The 17,391-nt window shown below is 61.2% G+C and carries 17 protein-coding genes; 7 read left to right on the forward strand and 10 right to left on the reverse strand.

Annotation, left to right across the window (positions count from 1 at the left end):
• Positions 1-22: 22 nt before the first annotated feature.
• From NR126_RS06555 to NR126_RS06575, 5 genes are all read right to left on the reverse strand, one after another.
• Positions 23-1,366, reverse strand: coding sequence for an imelysin family protein (locus NR126_RS06555; protein ID WP_027619758.1), 1,344 nt, complete (start codon positions 1,364-1,366; stop codon positions 23-25).
• A gap of 151 nt (positions 1,367-1,517) precedes the next feature.
• Complete coding sequence (locus tag NR126_RS06560) at positions 1,518-3,569, reverse strand: bifunctional diguanylate cyclase/phosphodiesterase (protein ID WP_027619759.1); 2,052 nt, start codon at positions 3,567-3,569, stop codon at positions 1,518-1,520.
• Positions 3,570-3,909: 340 nt separating this feature from the next.
• Complete coding sequence (locus NR126_RS06565) at positions 3,910-4,506, reverse strand: superoxide dismutase (RefSeq protein ID WP_027619760.1); 597 nt, start codon at positions 4,504-4,506, stop codon at positions 3,910-3,912.
• A gap of 186 nt (positions 4,507-4,692) precedes the next feature.
• The gene (locus NR126_RS06570; RefSeq protein ID WP_105753901.1) at positions 4,693-5,295 is read right to left on the reverse strand and encodes a LysE/ArgO family amino acid transporter; all 603 of its coding nucleotides are present in this window, start codon (positions 5,293-5,295) and stop codon (positions 4,693-4,695) included.
• 5 nt (positions 5,296-5,300) lie between these two features.
• Positions 5,301-5,702 (reverse strand): ACT domain-containing protein, encoded by a 402-nt coding sequence (locus NR126_RS06575; RefSeq protein ID WP_256829918.1) that lies wholly within the window; start codon positions 5,700-5,702, stop codon positions 5,301-5,303.
• Positions 5,703-5,797: 95 nt separating this feature from the next.
• Between NR126_RS06575 and NR126_RS06580 the strand changes: the two genes are divergently transcribed.
• From NR126_RS06580 to NR126_RS06595, 4 genes are all read left to right on the forward strand, one after another.
• The gene (locus NR126_RS06580; protein ID WP_105753899.1) at positions 5,798-6,697 is read left to right on the forward strand and encodes a LysR family transcriptional regulator ArgP; all 900 of its coding nucleotides are present in this window, start codon (positions 5,798-5,800) and stop codon (positions 6,695-6,697) included.
• 93 nt (positions 6,698-6,790) lie between these two features.
• Positions 6,791-7,798, forward strand: coding sequence for an NAD(P)-dependent oxidoreductase (locus NR126_RS06585; RefSeq protein WP_027619764.1), 1,008 nt, complete (start codon positions 6,791-6,793; stop codon positions 7,796-7,798).
• 93 nt (positions 7,799-7,891) lie between these two features.
• Positions 7,892-8,734, forward strand: coding sequence for a hypothetical protein (locus NR126_RS06590; RefSeq protein WP_027619765.1), 843 nt, complete (start codon positions 7,892-7,894; stop codon positions 8,732-8,734).
• 68 nt (positions 8,735-8,802) lie between these two features.
• Positions 8,803-9,654, forward strand: a complete 852-nt coding sequence (locus NR126_RS06595; RefSeq protein ID WP_256829919.1) for a cache domain-containing protein — start codon at positions 8,803-8,805, stop codon at positions 9,652-9,654.
• A gap of 13 nt (positions 9,655-9,667) precedes the next feature.
• On the opposite strand, the gene NR126_RS06600 is transcribed toward NR126_RS06595, so the two are convergent.
• Both NR126_RS06600 and pobA read right to left on the reverse strand, forming a co-directional pair.
• A complete protein-coding gene (locus NR126_RS06600; RefSeq protein WP_256829920.1) occupies positions 9,668-11,185 on the reverse strand; it encodes an MDR family MFS transporter in 1,518 nt (505 codons plus the stop codon).
• A gap of 78 nt (positions 11,186-11,263) precedes the next feature.
• Positions 11,264-12,457 (reverse strand): 4-hydroxybenzoate 3-monooxygenase, encoded by a 1,194-nt coding sequence (gene pobA / locus NR126_RS06605; RefSeq protein ID WP_027619768.1) that lies wholly within the window; start codon positions 12,455-12,457, stop codon positions 11,264-11,266.
• A 177-nt stretch (positions 12,458-12,634) separates the two neighbouring features.
• On the opposite strand from pobA, the gene NR126_RS06610 reads away from it, so the two are divergent.
• On the forward strand, positions 12,635-13,531 hold the full coding sequence (locus NR126_RS06610; RefSeq protein WP_027619769.1) for a helix-turn-helix domain-containing protein: 897 nt from the start codon (positions 12,635-12,637) through the stop codon (positions 13,529-13,531).
• A 1-nt stretch (position 13,532) separates the two neighbouring features.
• Here the strand turns inward: NR126_RS06610 and NR126_RS06615 are convergent, their stop codons facing one another.
• Both NR126_RS06615 and NR126_RS06620 read right to left on the reverse strand, forming a co-directional pair.
• Entirely contained in the window at positions 13,533-13,709 is a 177-nt protein-coding gene (locus NR126_RS06615) for a hypothetical protein (protein ID WP_177327260.1), read from the reverse strand.
• A 124-nt stretch (positions 13,710-13,833) separates the two neighbouring features.
• Positions 13,834-14,739 (reverse strand): LysR family transcriptional regulator, encoded by a 906-nt coding sequence (locus NR126_RS06620; RefSeq protein WP_033866291.1) that lies wholly within the window; start codon positions 14,737-14,739, stop codon positions 13,834-13,836.
• Between the two features lie 115 nt (positions 14,740-14,854).
• On the opposite strand from NR126_RS06620, the gene NR126_RS06625 reads away from it, so the two are divergent.
• Together NR126_RS06625 and NR126_RS06630 are read left to right on the forward strand one after the other, a co-directional pair.
• Positions 14,855-15,736, forward strand: coding sequence for an MBL fold metallo-hydrolase (locus tag NR126_RS06625; protein ID WP_256829921.1), 882 nt, complete (start codon positions 14,855-14,857; stop codon positions 15,734-15,736).
• Positions 15,737-15,773: 37 nt separating this feature from the next.
• Positions 15,774-16,388, forward strand: a complete 615-nt coding sequence (locus tag NR126_RS06630; RefSeq protein WP_256829922.1) for an NAD(P)-dependent oxidoreductase — start codon at positions 15,774-15,776, stop codon at positions 16,386-16,388.
• A 6-nt stretch (positions 16,389-16,394) separates the two neighbouring features.
• Here NR126_RS06630 and NR126_RS06635 read toward each other — a convergent pair whose 3' ends face one another.
• Complete coding sequence (locus NR126_RS06635) at positions 16,395-17,276, reverse strand: LysR substrate-binding domain-containing protein (protein WP_105753893.1); 882 nt, start codon at positions 17,274-17,276, stop codon at positions 16,395-16,397.
• Between the last annotated feature and the right edge of the window lie 115 nt (positions 17,277-17,391).

A 17,391-nucleotide genomic window follows, 5' to 3' on the forward strand; every position in this document is an offset into this window, starting at 1 on the left:
TCAGCGGGTGAAACCGGTGTGATCAGAACTCGTGATCGGCGTTGTCCGGGTTCAGGTCGCTGATCCCCAGTTTGCCGGCCGCCTGTTCGATCGAAGCCGTCTGCTTGACCAGGGAGGCGATGGCGTCACGTACGATCTGGTTGCCGGCGGTGTTGCCCGCGGCGATCAGTTGGTCGTAGTGCTCGCCTTTGTTGGCGTGGTCGACCATGACCTGCAGCTTGGCTTCGGTAGCGGCCAGGTCTGCCTTGAGGGCAGTGTCGGCAGCCGGATCGGCCTTGGCCACCAGCGACGACAGGCTGGCGCCGGTCATCTTGGTGCCGTCGACGCGGGTGTATTCGCCCAGGTAGACGTTACGCACGCCCTTGGCGTCGTAGAAGTGCGAGTTGTGGGTGTTGTCGCTGAAGCAGTCCTGCTCGTCTTCAGGCGAATTGGCTTCCAGGGAAACCTTCATGCGCTCGCCAGCCAGTTCGCCAAGCGACAGGCTGCCCATGCCGAAGAGCATTTTGCGCAGGCCGGTTTCGGCTGGCTCGGCTTCCAGGGTGGCGCGGTAGTTGTCGGCTACGTCTGGCTTCCAGTTGCCGACCATTTCTTCCAGGTCGTTGACCAGCAGTTGGGTCACCGCTTTCAGGTAGGCGCGACGGCGCTCGTTGTGGCCGCCGGTGGCACCGGCACCTTCCAGGTAGTCCGAAGCCGGACGGGCGCCAGCACCCGGGCCGGTGCCGTTGAGGTCCTGGCCCCACAACAGGAATTCGATGGCGTGGTAGCCAGTGGCAACGTTCGCCTCGGAACCGCCCAGCTCGTTCAGGCTGGCGAGTTTCTCAGGGGTAATGTCCTTGACGTCGACCTTGTCTTCGCCAACCTGCACTTCGGTGTTGGCGATGATGTTGGCGCTGGCAGCCGGGTTGCCCAGGGCGTGCTCGTAGGTCTTGTCGACGTAGTCGATCAGGCCTTCGTCCAGTGGCCAGGCGTTAACCTGACCTTCCCAATCGTCGATGATGGTGTTGCCGAAGCGGAACACTTCGCTCTGCAGGTACGGAACGCGTGCGGCAACCCAGGCGGCCTTGGCGGCTTTCAGGGTTTCGTCGTTCGGCTTGGCGAGGAAAGCGTCGATTGCGGTTTGCAGGGTTTTCGCGGTGGATTCGGCATCGCTGTAGACGGCGAAGACCATGTCGGCGTAATGCGCGACAACGGCTTTGCCAGCGGCTTCGTCGACTTTACCAGCCGCAGCCGGGGCCGCCGGGGCAGTGGTAGTGGCGGCCGGAGTCGGCGCTTGTGGAGCAGCAGCCTTGTCTTTGCCTTCGCCGCAACCGGCGAGGGAAATAGCGATGGCCAGCAAACTGGCGGTAGCCAGAGGCATACGAATCATGGCGAACATCCTGCTTCGGGAGATGATGGACAGGCGCGAGGGCGCGCAAAACTGCGACATAATGCAAATCTTTCGCATTATGTGTAAAGGGTTGTACCTGTAAATATTTCCTATTCAGCGTGAGGATGAACCGGCGACCGAGCTCGTCGTTTCACAGGATGGCGGCGTTGCTGCGTTGCGCCTGTTTCAGGTAGACGCTCAATTCTCGTGCTGGCAGCGGCTTGCTGTAGTGATAGCCCTGACCTTCATGACAGCCTTCGGCAATGATGTAGGCCTCTTGCTCGGCGGTTTCCACGCCCTCGGCAATCACTTGCATGCCCAGGCTCTTGCCCAACTGGATGATGGCTCGAACGATGGTGGCGTCGTCATCGTCATCCAGCAGGTCCTGGACGAAGCTCTTGTCGATCTTGATCTTGTCCAGTGGCAGGCTTTTCAGGTAACTGAGGGACGAGTAGCCGGTGCCGAAGTCGTCGATGGCGATCAGGGCGCCGGAGCGGCGCAGGCTGAGCAGGTGCTGGGCGGCGGTGCTGATATCCTCCATCAGGCCGGTTTCAGTGACCTCCAGCTCCAGGCTGCGCGGCGGCAGGCGGTACATCTGCATCAGGTTGTTGACCACTCGCGGCAGTTCGGCGTGGTGCAGTTGCACCGTGGACAGGTTGACGGCCATGCGCAGGTCGCTGAAACCCTGGTCGTGCCAGTCACGCAACTGTCGGCATGCCTGGTCCAGGACCCACTCGCCAATGGCAATGATGGTGCCGTTCTGCTCCGCCAGCGGAATGAACAGGTCGGGTGGCACCATGCCGTGTTCGGGGTGCTGCCAGCGGATCAGGGCCTCGACGCCGACCACACGGTGGTCGCGATAGCTGATCTGTGGTTGATAGACCAGATACAGCTGCTCGCGTCTGAGCGCATCGCGCAGGTCTTTTTCCAGCTCACGACGGCGGCGCATTTCACTGTCGACGCTGGCGATATAGAACTGATAGCGGTTGCGTGAGCGGATCTTCGCCAGGGTCATGGTCTGTTCGGCTTTCTGCAACAGCTTCTCGGTGCTGTCGCCATCCTCCGGGAACAGGGTGATGCCAATGGTCGCGCGCAGGCGAATTTCCTGGTGGTCAAGGGCGAAGGGGGTTTCCAGGTCGTCGAGAATACCCTGTGCCAGTTCGGCAGCTTCGTAGGGTTGCTCGATATCGGCCTGGACCAGCAGAAACTGATCGCCGCCCAGGCGTGCCAGGGCGCCGAGGCGGCCGCTGTGGGCACGCAGGCGATCGGCCAGGGCCAGCAACAGTTGGTCGCCGGTCTGGTAGTTGAATTGTTCGTTGATGCCCTTGAAGTCATCCAGACCGACGCAAATGATCGCCACCCGGCGTTGCAGGCGCCCGGCATCCACCAGGATCTTGTCCAGTTGCTGCTGCAATTGCTGGCGATTGGGAAGGCCGGTGAGAAAGTCGTACTGGGCCATGCGCAGCAGGCTGTTTTCCGCCTCGTGGCGCAAATGGGTGTTGCGCTCGATGGACTCCAGCAACTGGTTGGCGGTATTGATCCACAGCCCCAGTTCGTTTTTCTCGTGACCCTTGAGCTGAGGAATCTTGTGTTCGCTGGGACGGTCCGGGTTGATGTTGGTCAGGTGCTCGATGATCCGCGACAGGGGTTTGGTCAGCAGCCAGTGATAGACCAGGTACAGCACCAAGCCCATGGCCATCGCCCGCAGCACGCCGGAAATGAAGATGATGACCGAGCTGACGATGAATCCCTGACCGTAGGTGGCGGTGTCGAGGGTGATACTCAGGTCGCCGTAGTATTCGCTGTAAGGCCCGCGACCCACCAGCTGGGTGGTGAAGGTGCGCTCCTTGCCCAGTATCAGGTCAGTCAGCCAGCGGCTGTCGGAATGCTGCAGTTCGCGGGATTTCTCCGCGAGCATGGTTTCATTGGGGTGGCCGATGGAGGCCATTCGTACAGCGTCGTCCTGGAACAGGCCCTCGATGACTTGCATGCCCATTTCCCGATCGAGGCTGTAGACGGCCTGGGTCGAGGGGTCGCGGAACATGTCGAGGATGCGCTCGGCATCATTGGCTACCGCCTGGCGGGTTTTATAGGCATCGAAAACGATCTGTGCGCAGCTCAGGACCACACCGACGATCAATGCCGACAGAAGCACTACCCGTAGCAACTTCACCGACAAGCTGTTTTTGAGTTCCAGCTTCAAAGGGTAATTCCTTGTTCCATGCGGGTAACGTCAAGTTGCCATGAGTATTGGCAATCCCGTGATGGCAGTCAAAGGGGCAATCAAGCCATGCAGGTTTTAGCCCGGGCCTGGTCGTATTGTCGCGCTGACCGGTCATTGAAGCCTATTAGTAGTGTGTCGGTCGGCACCTCCTGCAACTTGAGGGGGAGGGGAGAATATTTGTGTGAAGTTGATGGTAGACGGCTGTGGCGCCGGAGCAAGCGCAGAGCTGATTTCAGGTTGTTTCGACACAGGGATTGGCGGGACCGCCACAGGCATAAAAAAACCCGGCAATGCCGGGTTCTTTCACTGCAAGCCAGGCTTACGCGGTGAAGGTTTTGCCTTCGAACTGCTCTGCCACGAACTTCCAGTTGACCAGGTTCCAGAACGCTTCCACATACTTTGGACGCACGTTGCGGTAGTCGATGTAGTAGGCGTGTTCCCAGACGTCGCAGGTCAGCAGCGGGGTGTCGCCGTTGGTCAGCGGGTTGCCGGCGCCGATGGTGCTGGCCAGGGCCAGGGAACCGTCAGCCTTTTTCACCAGCCAGCCCCAGCCGGAACCGAAGGTGCCGATCGAAGTCTTGCTGAATTCTTCCTTGAACTTGTCGAACGAACCGAACGCTGCGTTGATGGCTTCAGCCAGCGCGCCGGTTGGTTGGCCGCCGGCGTTAGGCGCCAGGCAGTTCCAGTAGAAGGTGTGGTTCCATACTTGAGCGGCGTTGTTGAAGATGCCACCCGAGGAAGTCTTGACGATTTCTTCCAGAGTCTTGCCTTCGAACTCGGTGCCTGGCACCAGGTTGTTCAGGTTCACGACGTAGGTGTTGTGGTGCTTGTCGTGGTGAAATTCCAGAGTTTCCTTGGAAATGTGCGGCTGCAGTGCATCGTGTGCGTAAGGCAGTGGCGGCAATTCGAAAGCCATGGTGATTCTCCTAATCAGGTCAGTTGCGGTGGGCGCAAGGCCGATCACGGGCGGCCAGACAAGCGCCGGGGAGTTTGTACTCTTTGCGGCGCAAGTCTCGGATCATAGCACCGGGGGTGCGGCATAACCACGCAACAACTGTGTGGGATAGAGGTTCCAGAGCCTTTTGCGATTATCCGACGGGGCTTATTGCGAGGTGATCAGGCCAAAGGCCACGGCAAACATCATGACCGCCACCAGCAGATCGAGAATCCGCCAGGTGCTCGGCCGCGCCAACCACGGTGCCAGCCATGCCGCACCGAGGGCCAGGGTGAAGAACCACAGCAGCGATGCACTGGCCGCGCCGACCACATAGGCGCCTGGCTCGGTCTGTTGCGCACCGAGGGAGCCGATCAGCAGCACCGTGTCCAGATACACGTGCGGATTGAGCAGGGTCACCGCGAGGGCGCTTAGCAGTACCGCGCGCAATGAGCGAGCGGTCTGTTGCGCGCCCTGTTGCAAGCTCTGTTTCGAGCAAGCCCGGCGTAGCGCCTGGCTGCCATACCAGAGCAGGAAAGCCGCGCCGCCCCAACGGGCGATAGCGAGCAAGGTCGGGTTCTGCGCCAGTACCGTGGCCAGGCCGAAAACCCCTGCGGCCACCAGCAGCGCGTCACACAGTACGCACAACGCGGCGACCGGTAGATGGTGCTCGCGGCGCAGGCTCTGGGCGAGGACGAAGGCGTTTTGTGTGCCGATCGCCATGATTAGCCCCGCCGCGACCAATAGGCCATTTACATAGCTTTGCCACATAGTGATTACTCCGCGTTCGCTGCCAATTGCCGCAGGACCGACAGAGCCCGCTCGGCGTCGGCCAGGCCGACAAACAAGTGGTCGTGGTAGTAGCCGGCAATCACGTTGCAACTGATCCCGGCCTGACCCAGCGCCGTGGCGAAGGCGGCGGTCAGGCCAACCGCCTGTAATGCCGAATGCACGTTGAGGGTGATCCACGCCGCCAGGTAATCGAAGCTCAGGCCGGCCTGCTCGGCCTGGCGGCGTTCGAGGATCAGAGTCAGGCCTTCGCGCTCACGAAAGCTGCCAATGATCTCGCAGCCCTGGGGCACCTGCCCGTCCTTGACGGTGCAGAACACGTACTCGCCGTCATTGAGTTGCGGACTCATGCTGCGCAGCAGGATGGTCAGAGAGGTTTCACCAGCCATGACGCTGATCCTTATAAAGAGTTGATGCTGGCTATTCTCCGATCTCAGGCTGTATAAGAAAAACCAATAGTGCTGATTGCTCATTAGGAAAACTGATGTTCGACTATAAATTGCTCTCGGCCCTGGCGGCGGTGATCGAGCAGGCCGGTTTCGAACGGGCCGCCCAGGTGTTGGGCTTGTCGCAGTCGGCGATATCCCAGCGGATCAAATTGCTCGAAGCGCGGGTCGGGCACCCGGTACTGGTGCGCGCGACGCCACCGGCCCCGACCGAAATCGGCCGACGCCTGCTCAACCATGTCCAGCAGGTGCGCCTGCTGGAGCGCGACCTGCAAAGCCTGGTGCCGGCCCTGGATGAAGAGGGCTTGCCGGAGCGCCTGCGCATTGCCTTGAACGCCGACAGCCTGGCCACCTGGTGGGCCGAGGCGGTGGGGGATTTCTGCGCCGAACAACACCTGCTGCTGGACCTCGTGGTGGAGGACCAGACCGTCGGCCTCAAGCGCATGCGCGCCGGCGAAGTGGCGGCCTGTCTGTGCGCCAGTGAGCGCCCGGTGGCCGGCGCCCGCAGCGTGTTGCTGGGGGCCATGCGCTACCGCGCCCTGGCCAGCCCGGCCTTTATCGCCCGGCATTTTCCCGATGGGGTCAAGGCCGACCAACTGGCTCGCACACCGGCGCTGGTATTCGGGCCTGATGACTTCTTGCAGCACCGTTACCTGGCGTCCCTGGGTGTCGAGGGTGGTTTCGAGCACCATTTGTGCCCGTCCTCCGAAGGCTTTATCCGCCTGACGGAGGCCGGCCTCGGCTGGGGCCTGGTGCCTGAATTGCAGGTTCGCCAACAAGTGCAGCGCGGCGAATTGCGCGAGTTATTGCCAGATAAACCCATCGATGTGCCGCTGTACTGGCATCATTGGCGCAATGGTGGCCAGTTGCTTGGCCAGCTCACCGATCAGTTGGTGCGCTCATCGCGCCAATGGTTGGTGCCTTTGGGGCAGCCTTGAGCGTCAAGCTGCAAGCGGCAAGGTAGCGCTTGCGTCGTTTTTTTCTTGCAGCTTGAAGCTAAAGGCTCGCCGCTGATTTCCTAGGAGCAATACATGAAAATTCTGGTCACCGGCGCGAGCGGCTTTATTGGTGGACGCTTTGCCCGGTTTGCCCTGGAGCAAGGCCTGGACGTGCGGGTCAACGGGCGCCGGGCCGAGAGCGTCGAGCACCTGGTGCGCCGTGGCGCGCAATTCGTGCCCGGCGACCTGACCGATGGCCAACTGGTGCGCGATTTGTGTGTCGATGTCGATGCCGTGGTCCATTGCGCCGGCGCGGTGGGTGTCTGGGGGCGTTATCAGGACTTTCACCTGGGCAACGTGCTGGTCACCGAAAACGTGGTCGAGGCCTGTCTCAAGCAGAATGTCCGGCGCCTGGTGCACCTGTCGTCGCCGTCGGTGTACTTCGACGGCCGCGATCACCTCGGGCTGACTGAAGAACAGGTACCCAAGCGCTTCAAGCATCCCTATGCCGCCACCAAGTACCTGGCCGAGCAAAAAGTCTTCGGCGCTCAGGAGTTCGGTCTGGAGGTACTGGCCTTGCGCCCGCGCTTCGTCACCGGTGCTGGCGATATGAGCATCTTCCCGCGGCTGCTGAAAATGCAGCGCAAGGGCCGCCTGGCGATTGTCGGCAATGGCCTGAACAAGGTCGATTTCACCAGCGTGCAGAACCTTAACGAAGCCATGCTCAGTTGCCTGCTGGCCACCGGCTCGGCCCTTGGCAAGGTCTATAACATCAGCAATGGTGCGCCGGTGCCGCTGTGGGACGTGGTCAACTATGTGATGCGCCAGATGCAGGTGCCGCAGGTTACCCGGTATCGCGGTTATGGCCTGGCCTACAGTGTGGCGGCGTTGAACGAGGGCTTCTGCAAGCTGTGGCCGGGGCGTCCCGAGCCGACCTTGTCGCGCCTGGGCATGCAGGTCATGAACAAAAACTTCACCCTGGACATCAGTCGCGCGCGGCATTATCTGGACTACGATCCGAAAGTCAGTTTGTGGACGGCACTGGATGAATTCTGCGGCTGGTGGAAAGCGCAGGACATCGGTGGACAGACTGGACACTGAACCGAGTCGTCGGTTCGGGGTCGATCAGTGCGGCGAATTCAGGGTTTATACTCGTCGCATTTAGCCATCACTGTGGTTTGGAAAGGTTGACTCATGTCCATGCGTAACGATACCAACGACGATTTTGACAATGTTCCGAGCCTGCGCGCGGACAGCTTCGATCACGACGATTTCCCCAGCACCGCCGGGCGTGACCGCACCAGTGTGCATGCGCGCAGTGTGCCAGTGGTCAACGTCAAGGGTCCGAGTACCGGCCCGTTGTGGGCGCTGGTCGGTGCGCTGTTCTTTGCGTTCATCGGCTTGGCCTGGTGGAGCTTCCAGCAGATCTCGCTGATGGAGCAGCAATTGGTCGCGACTCAGGAAAGTTTCGCCCGCATCAGTGAGGAAGCGGCCGGGCGCCTGCAGGATATTTCCGGCAAGGTTGTCGCCAGTCAGTCCAACGTGAGCAGCGACAGTGAAGCGCTGAAGTTGCAGATCAAGCGCCTTGAGGGCCAGTTGCTGGAGCAGAGCCAGCAACAGCAGGGTGTTGTCGGCCAAGCCACTGATCTCGATAAGCGCCTGGCGCAGATCGGCGCGCAAAGTACCGAACAACGGGCCCTCAATAGCCAACTGCAGGCCGAACTCAAGACGCTGGCCGCCGAAGTGGCCACCCTCAAGAGCACGCCGGCCGATACCAGCAAGGTCGAGGCCGAGCTCAAGGGCCTGAGCGCTGACGTTGCCGCATTGAAAAAACAGGGCAATCCAGCGGCCGCCATCGAGCGCCTGGAACAGGACCTGATAGTGATCAAGAGCGAGCAGGACAACCGCCCAGCGCCGTCGTCAGGCGGCGCGAGTGTCGCTGAGTTCGATGCTTTCCGTGGCCAGGTCACGCGCAACATCACCACCCTGCAGACCCAGATCCGCAACCTGCAGCAGCAACTCAGCGCCCGGCCCTGAGTTGTTTGCGGAATTATTTGCGCAGCCGTCTACGCTCTTGAAACACCTAAAAGAGCGAGGGACGGACAATGAGGTTTTTGCAAAAAACGGTCTGGCTGGGCTGCTTGCTGTTGCTGTGCCTGGGGCAGGCGCAGGCCGCTGCCAAGCCTGCGGATGACGACAAGGCGGCGCTGGCCTTGCTGGAAAAGGCCCTGGCCTATTACCACGACCACGGCGATAAGGCCTTTGCCGCCTTCAGCCGCCAGGGCGAATTCGTCGAGAAGGATAAATACGTGTTCGTGGTCGACACCAAGGGCACCATGCTCGCCAGCGGCGGGCCTTCTGCGGCACTGATCGGCCGGGACGTCTCCGATGTGCTCGGCGATGACCTGCGCAAGGCGTTCAAGGACGCACTGAAGGTGCCGGAAGGTAACGGCATTCAGGTCGCCGAATACCGTTGGCAGAACTGGGCCGATGGCAAGGTCGAGCGTAAGCGCGTGTACTACCAGCGTATTGGTCAGCGCATTCTCGCGGTCGGCTACTACCTGCCACGAGCCTCAGCCGAACAGGCCAGGGCGTTGCTGGACAAGGCCGCGGCCAACCTGTCCAAGGACGAGAAAGGCACGCTCAAAGCGATCAACTCGCTGCAAGGCGGCTTCTTGCAGGACGATCTCTACGTGTTCGCGGTTGATCTCGACACCAAGCGCTATGTCGCCCATGGTACCAACCTAAGGTTGGTCAACACCGACTTCTCCAGGATCAAGGACCCGGAAGGCAAGCCGGTGGGGGAGCCGATCCTGTCGATGATGGCCAAGCAGGATCAGGGGGATTACGAGTACCGCTGGAAAAATCCGGTGACCGGCAAGGTCGAGGACAAGCACGCGTACCTGAAAAAAGTCGGACATCTATTGGTTGCGGTGGGGTATTACAGTCCGTTGTGATGGCGTTACCGCCTCAGCGCACGTTGTGCTCACGCCCGCGCAGCAACTGGTTGGGCATCGCAATCGCCGCCGCCAGCCCCAATAACGAAACCGCGGCGCTGACCATCAGCAAATGGCGGAAGGTCAGCAGCAACTCGCCACGCAAGGCCTGTTGCTCCGCGCCCGGCGCCGCGTTCAAGCCATCGAGCAGGACATTGCCCGAGCTGCCTTCCGCCACCAGCGCCGATCCCGCCAAGTGGGCAAAGCTGGAATCCTGCAACAGCGCCAGCAGCAGCGCCGACATCAAGGCCACGCCGACCGCGCCGCCAAGGGCGCGAAACAGGTTGGTGGTACTGGTGGCCACTCCTATGTCCCGTTGCTCGACGGCGTTTTGCGTGCCTACCAGCGAGGTCGGGAACTGCATGCCGGAGGCGATACCGCAGAGCAGCATGCACAGGCTGCTGAGCAACGTGGCTTGTGGCGCACTGAAGGCCATGCCGAGGATGGCGATCGGCATCAGCAGGGCGCCGGTGAGGATCATTGGTTTGTAGCGTCCGGTCACTGACGTTCGGCGCCCGGCGTAATAGGCGCCCATCGGCAAGCCCATCGCCAGCGGCAACAGGTGCAGCGCGGCGCTGTCGGCACCTGCGCCGGTCACGCTTTGAAAGCGCAGCGGCATCAGCACGATCAGCGAAATCGCCTGGAAACTGGTGAAGAAGATCGTGCACCAGCACAGCAACGCATTGCGATTGGCAAACAGGTGCAAAGGCAACAGCGGCTCGCGGAACCGCCGTTCGTGCCAGACGAACAGGGCCAGGCCCAGCAGCGCACAGGCCAGCAGCCCGAGCACTTCGGCGCTGTTCCAGGCGTACCCCTGACCGAACTCGGTGATGCCCAGCAACAAGGCACTCAGGCCGATGATCATCAGCACGGTCCCGAGATAGTCGATCACCGGTTTGCGTTGCGGTACTGGCAGGCCAACCAGCGTCCGATTGGCCACCAGCCAGGCGCCGAGGCCCAGCGGCAGGTTGATCAAGAACACCCAGCGCCACGACAGGTATTCGGTCATGTAGCCGCCAAGCACCGGCCCGGCCACGCTCGCCACCGCGTACATGCTGCTGAAATAGCCCTGGTAACGCCCGCGTTCGCGCGGTGGCACGATGTCACCGATGATCGCCTGGCTGACCGAAATCATCCCACCGGCACCGATGCCCTGGATGATCCGTGCCAGCACCAGTTGCTCCATGCTCTGCGCCAGGCCACACAGCAGCGAGGCCAGGGTGAACAGGCCCATGCCGAACAGCATCAATCTACGTCGGCCATACAGATCACCGAGTTTGCCGTAGATCGGTACGGCAACGGTCATCGCCACCATGTAGCCGGAGATCACCCAGGCCAGCAGGCTGACATCCTTGAACTGAGCGGAAATGGCCGGCATCGACACGGCAACGATGGTCTGGTCCAGCGCACCCAGAAAGATCGCCAGCATCAGGGCGATCAGCACGCTACGAACGGCGGGTTTGGCTGGGGTGGGAGGATTCAGGTGGGTCACGGGGAAACCTTGCGGGCGCTGATTGACCCGCAAGTGAAAGGCGAGCGGGGATGCTCGCCAGTGTAAGTCGATAGCAGGCTATTCGATAGCCTCGTAAGGAAGGCCGACGTAATTTTCCGCGATGGTCTTGCGTCCGGCCTCGGAGTCGACGAAGTACTCCAGTTCCGAATCGCTGATGCGCTGGCTGAAGGCGTCGCGATCTTCGAAGGTATGCAGCATCGACGTCAGCCACCAGGAGAAACGCTCGGCCTTCCACACCCGGCGCAGGCAGATTTCGGAGTAGCGCTCGAGCAGGTCAGTGCGCTCTTCGCGGTAGACCTTGAGCAGGATGTTAAACAGCGTGCTGACATCGCTGGCCGCCAGGTTCAGGCCCTTGGCCCCGGTCGGCGGGACAATGTGTGCGGCGTCGCCCACCAGGAACAGCCGTCCGTATTGCATCGGCTCGACGACAAAACTGCGCAGCGGCGCGATACTTTTCTCGATCGACGGCCCGGTTACGAGCGTCTCGGCCAGTTGAGCGGGCAGGCGGCGTTTCAGTTCGTCCCAGAAGCGCTGGTCGGACCAGTCCTCGACCTGCTCCCCGGTGGGTACTTGCAGGTAATAGCGGGTGCGGGTCGGTGAACGCATGCTGCACAGGGCAAAGCCGCGCTCGTGGCGGGCATAGACCAGCTCTTCGTGAACTGGCGGGGTATCGGCGAGGATCCCCAGCCAGCCGAAGGGGTACACGCGCTCGAAGACTTTCAGGCTGTCGGCGGGAATCGATTGCCGGGCCACGCCATGGAAACCGTCACAGCCGGCAATGTAGTCGCAGTCCAGACGCCATTGTTCGCCACCCTGATCAAATGTCAGATAAGGCTCGGCGGATTTCATTCCGTGAGGCACGACGTTGCTGGCTTCGTAGAGGGTCACTGCTCCGGCTTGCTGACGAGCGGTCATCAGATCGCGGGTGACTTCGGTCTGACCGTAAATCATGACCTGCTTGCCGTCTGTCAGTGACTGCAGGTCGATATGCACCTGACGGTCTCCGAGTGCCAACTGGAAGCCGCCATGCAGCAGACCTTCGGCGTCCATGCGCTGGCTGACACCGGCCTGGCGCAACAAGTCGACCATGCCCTGTTCCAGAACACCGGCACGAATGCGTTGCTGGACGTATTCCGGAGTCTGGCGTTCAACGATCACGTTGCTGATGCCAGCGTTGTGCAGAAGTTGGCCGAGCAGCAGGCCAGAGGGGCCGGCGCCAATAATGGCAACCTGGGTTTTCAATGTTTTCATTGTTCTTATGACTCGCAAGCGGCACGCGGACAAAGCCGGTGCGTGGTTTTTATAAATCGAGTGCTTGCATTTTTCGCTTGTGAGTCTGTCAATTGAAGGTGAAAACTGAGCCAATACCTGTACATTTCGCCAATCGGGGCGATTATCGCCCGCTACGTTGAGGCCTGGACTGACGTTATGAACAAGCCTGCCCTTCCTTCGATTCCGGTGTTCAAGCTCTATGGAGAGAGTCTCGACTGGCCCACCCCGGATCTGCTGCATTGCGAAACCATTTCCCAGCGCAGTCGCGAGCATCAATGGAAAATCAAACCCCATCGTCACGCTGATTTATGCCAGTTGCTGTTTGTCTTCAAGGGCCAGGCCGAGCTGGAAATCGAAGGCCAGGTGACCCGGCTCGACCAGGCTGCGATCCAGATTTTGCCAGCGTTGTCGGTCCACGGCTTTCGTTTCAGCGAGGACATCGAGGGCTTCATCGTGACCCTGGCGGCGCCGCTGGTGGCACACCTGCAAGCGCAGTTAGGCAGCTCGGTAAACGCCCTGGCCCAGGCCGAAAGCTACCTGGCCGGCGATCAGGCGGAGTACCTGAACAGCCTGTTTTCCGCCCTGCAGAACGAATACACCGGGCATCAACCCGCGCGCGAAATGCTCATGCACTCGCTGGTCAGCGTGATCATGGTCTGGGTCAGCCGTCAGGTGATCCAGCGTCGGGCGGCCAGTCAACGGCCACAACGTGCCCGCGAATACCTCAACGGTTTTATTCAGTTGGTGGAAGAGACTTACCGTCAGCACGTGAAGGTCGAGGATCTGGCGCACCGCCTGGGGATTTCCGTGTCCCACCTCAACGGTACATGCCGCGAACTGGCAGGACAGCCGGCGCTGCAGATCATGCACGAACGGCAGTTGCTCGAAGCCAAGCGCATGCTGACCTACACCAGCATGACCATCTACGAGATGTCCGATGTGCTGGGCTTTTCTGACCCGACCAACTTCACCCGGCTGTTTCGCCGGCGGGTCGGCATGTCACCCAAGGCTTTTCGTGATCGGCTGAAAGCCGAGCATGGCCATCAGGAGTGATCTATCTCAAGGCATTCAGGGTCGCGTTGTGCGGGATGCACTGGTCGACCCCGCAACTGGCCGAGACTCTGGGCAGTTGCCGCGCCTGCTCGACTCGCCAGGCCGCGGTGCCATACAGCGCCAGGGTGGCGGTACAGGTAATCAAAATTGCCAGATAGCGTCTTGTTTTAATGCTCATGGCAGGAACCTCTGAACGAATACCCGCAGGTACTGTTATCAGCATAGGTCAGCCATGGCCGGTTGCCATGTACCGCGTCGGCGTTTGTAGCCAGGTATTCAGCCGGTTGATGAGGCGCGGCGCCTCACAGGCCTTTGTCCCAAAGTGGTTCTTCGGGAAAGCGCTGCACCAGGAAGTCCAACAGGCTGCGTAGTGCCGCCGGCATGTGTTTGCGTGAGGCATAGACTGCGTACATGTTCATCTGTCGTGGTTCGGCATTCGAGAGCAGGCGCACCAACTCGCCGTTGTGAATATGAACGAAGGCCTGGTAACTGGGCAGCATCGCCACCCCGGCGCCGGCCATGGCGGCACGCAGCAGGGTGCTGGCTTCATTGGCGCTGATGTTGCCCTGCACCGGCACCGAGACCTGCTCGCCGTCCTGCTGGAAATGCCAGAGGCTTTTGCCGAAGTAGGAGTGTGTCAGGCAGTTGTGCCGGCTCAGGTCCTCCACCCGCTGCGGCGCCGGATGCTCACGCAGGTAGGCGGGGGAGGCGCAGATCACCGAGCGACAAACGGTCAGGCGCCGGGCGATGAGGTTCGGGTCGAGGTCGTTGCTGGTGCGAATCGCCAGGTCTATGCGCTCGTCCACCAGATTGACGGTGCGGTCGAGCATCTGCAGGTCGACGCTGACCCCGGGGTATAGCTTGACGTAATCGGCCATGGCGTCGGCCAGTTGCGCCTGGCCGAACGAGGTGCTGACGCTGATGCGCAGCAGCCCGCGCGGGGCGTCGTCCGGTTCGCGCACGGCAGCTTGCAGGTCACTGGACAGTTCGAGCATTTGCCGACAGCGCGGCAGCACCTCGCTGCCAGCGGCGGTCAGGCTCAATTTGCGCGTGGTGCGGTGCATGAGACGAGCGCCGGTCCAGTCTTCCAGCTCCGCCAGGTAGCGCGAGACCACCGGTCGCGACAGCTCCAGATGATCGGCGGCAGCCGACTGGCTGCCGAGGTCGACCACGGTGACGAAGACGCGCATAGCTTGTAGACGATCCATGATTTGCCCGCTTTCAGAAACAAACTATGTTCAAGCATCGCATTTTTTGTACTGAGCCAGGCAACTAAGCTGTTCCCCATCGCCCATCACGGCCCATCGTTTACGGAGCAACAGCATGATCGGATTCCCCCCTCTCAAGCGCCTACTGCTGGCTGCCAGCCTCTTTGGTTTTGCGGCCCATGCACTGGCCAGCAGCGAATTGACCCTGGACGTCTATAACCCGGGAACCCACGCGATCTTCCCGGTCAGTTCGGTGCTGGTCAGCGGCGAGAAAGACGCGATCCTGGTGGACGCCCAATTCGGCAAGGCCCAGGCGCAACAGGTGGTGGAGAAAATCCGTGCCAGCGGCAAGCACCTGACCACCATCTACATCAGCCACGGTGACCCGGACTACTACTTTGGCCTGGACACCCTGACCGCCGCTTTCCCCGACGCCCAAGTGCTGGCCTCGCAGCCAACGGTGGAGCACATCAAGAAAACCGTCGACGGCAAAGTAGCGTTCTGGGGCCCGAAAATGGGCGCCGACAAGCCAGGCAAAACCATCGTGCCGGAGGTACTCCAGGGCCATAGCCTGACCCTGGAAGGCAAGACCCTGGAGGTCATTGGCCTGGACGGCAAGCAGCCGGATCGCAGCTTCGTCTGGATCCCGTCGATCAAGGCGGTGGTCGGTGGCGTGGTGGTCGCGGAAAACATTCACGTGTGGATGGCCGACACGCAAAGCGTGCAGTCTCATGCCGATTGGCTGACCACCCTGGACAGCATCAAGGCGCTGCAACCGAACACCCTGGTTCCCGGTCATTACCTCGGCGACAGCTCGCGTTCGTTGAAGGCGGTGCAGTTCACCGCCGACTACATCCGCGCGTTCGATGAAGAAACCGCCAAGGCCAGGAATTCCGCCGAGCTGATTGCGGCGATGAAAAAACGTTATCCGGGTCTGGGCGAGGAAAGCTCCCTGGAACTGAGCGCCAAAGTCGCCAAAGGCGAAATGCAGTGGTGAAAACGTTCTTTACCCACTTGAGTCACTGGAGAACTTTATGAGCAAAATCGCAATCATTGGTGCCACGGGCCGTGCCGGTAGCCAACTGTTGGAAGAAGCCTTGCGTCGCGGCCATAGCGTTACAGCCATTGCCCGTGACACGTCAAAACTCGGCGAGCGTGCGGGCGTGGTCAGCAAAAACGTCGACGTGCTCGATGCGCAGGCGTTGCAAGCGGCCGTGACCGGTCATGATGTGGTCATCAGCGCGGCGCATTTCGCGACGATTCCTGCCAGCGCTGTGATCGGGCCGGTCAAGCAGGCCGGGGTCAAGCGGCTGCTGGTGGTCGGCGGTGCCGGGTCGCTGTTGCTGCCCGATGGTAGCCGGGTGATCGACGCGCCAAATTTCCCTGCCGAGTACAAGGCTGAAGCCAGTGCTGGCGCGCAGTTCCTCGAGGCCTTGCGTCAGGAGCAAGAGCTGGATTGGAGCTTCCTCTCTCCGTCGGCACTGTTCGTCGAAGGCGAGCGCCGTGGCACCTTCCGTCTGGGCAAGGAGCACTTGCTGGTGGATGGCGAAGGCCAGAGCCAGATCAGCTTCGCCGACTTCGCAATTGCTCTGCTCGATGAAGTGGAAAAACCGGTGCATTCGCGTCAGCGTTTCACCGTCGGCTACTGACTGATCTCAGCGCGACTGCGCCTGCACCACCAACCAGTCGAGCAACTCGCGCAACCTGGGCGAAGGCCCGGGTTTGTGCGGGAACACCAGGTAGTACGCCAGCCCGGTGCGCACTTTCAAATCAAAAGGCATGACCAGCCGTCCGGCACTCAGGTCATCGCCGATCAACGACCAATCACCAATCGCCACCCCCGTGCCCTGTGATGCCACCGACATCGCCAGATCGAGGGTTTCGAAGTTCTGGCCCCTGCCCACGGTGCTGAGATTGACCTCGGCCGCCTTGAGCCAGGCTTTCCAGTCACGCTGATCGCGGGTTGGATGCAGCAGCAGATGGCGCTCGAGATCCGCCGGGCTGCGCAGCGGTACGGGACCGTCCAGCAGCGGCTGGGAGCAGACCGGTGTCAGCTGTTCGTCGAACAGCCGCAGTGACGCCAGCGCACCATCCGGTGGCGCGCCGTACACCACTGCGGCGTCGAATTCTTCGCGATGGAAATCGATCCCGTGTTGCACCGTGGTGGTCAGCTCCACTGGCACATCCGGGCGTTCTTTCTGCCATTGCAGCAAGCGCGGCAACAGCCAACGCATGACGCAAGTCGGTGCCTTGAGTTGCAGGGTGTCGCGGTGCGCGCCGACCTGTTCCACCGCCTCATCAATCAAGCCGAACACCTGCTGGATTCGCGGCAGCCATTCCAGACCTTCAGCGGTCAGGCTCAAGCCCCGGGCCTGGCGATGAAACAGCGCGTAGCCCAAGTGCTCTTCCAGCCCACCGATCTGTCGGCTCACCGCACCCTGGGTGATATGCAACTGCTCAGCCGCCCGGGTGAAATTGCAGCACTGGGCAGTGATCAGGAAGGTGTGCAGGGCGGGCAGGGGTGGAAGTCGTTTCATGGGACGCCAAGGCATGAGGTGAGGACATGGCGAGTATGACTTTTTATCGATTGTTGCGGCTACCCGCGGACCGTTCCAATAACGCCATGACTGAACTCCGCCGCGCAGTTGTGAG

Origin of the sequence: Pseudomonas sp. Pse1 (genome assembly GCF_024519635.1) — a bacterium.
In the GTDB taxonomy this organism is placed as follows: Bacteria; Pseudomonadota; Gammaproteobacteria; order Pseudomonadales; family Pseudomonadaceae; genus Aquipseudomonas.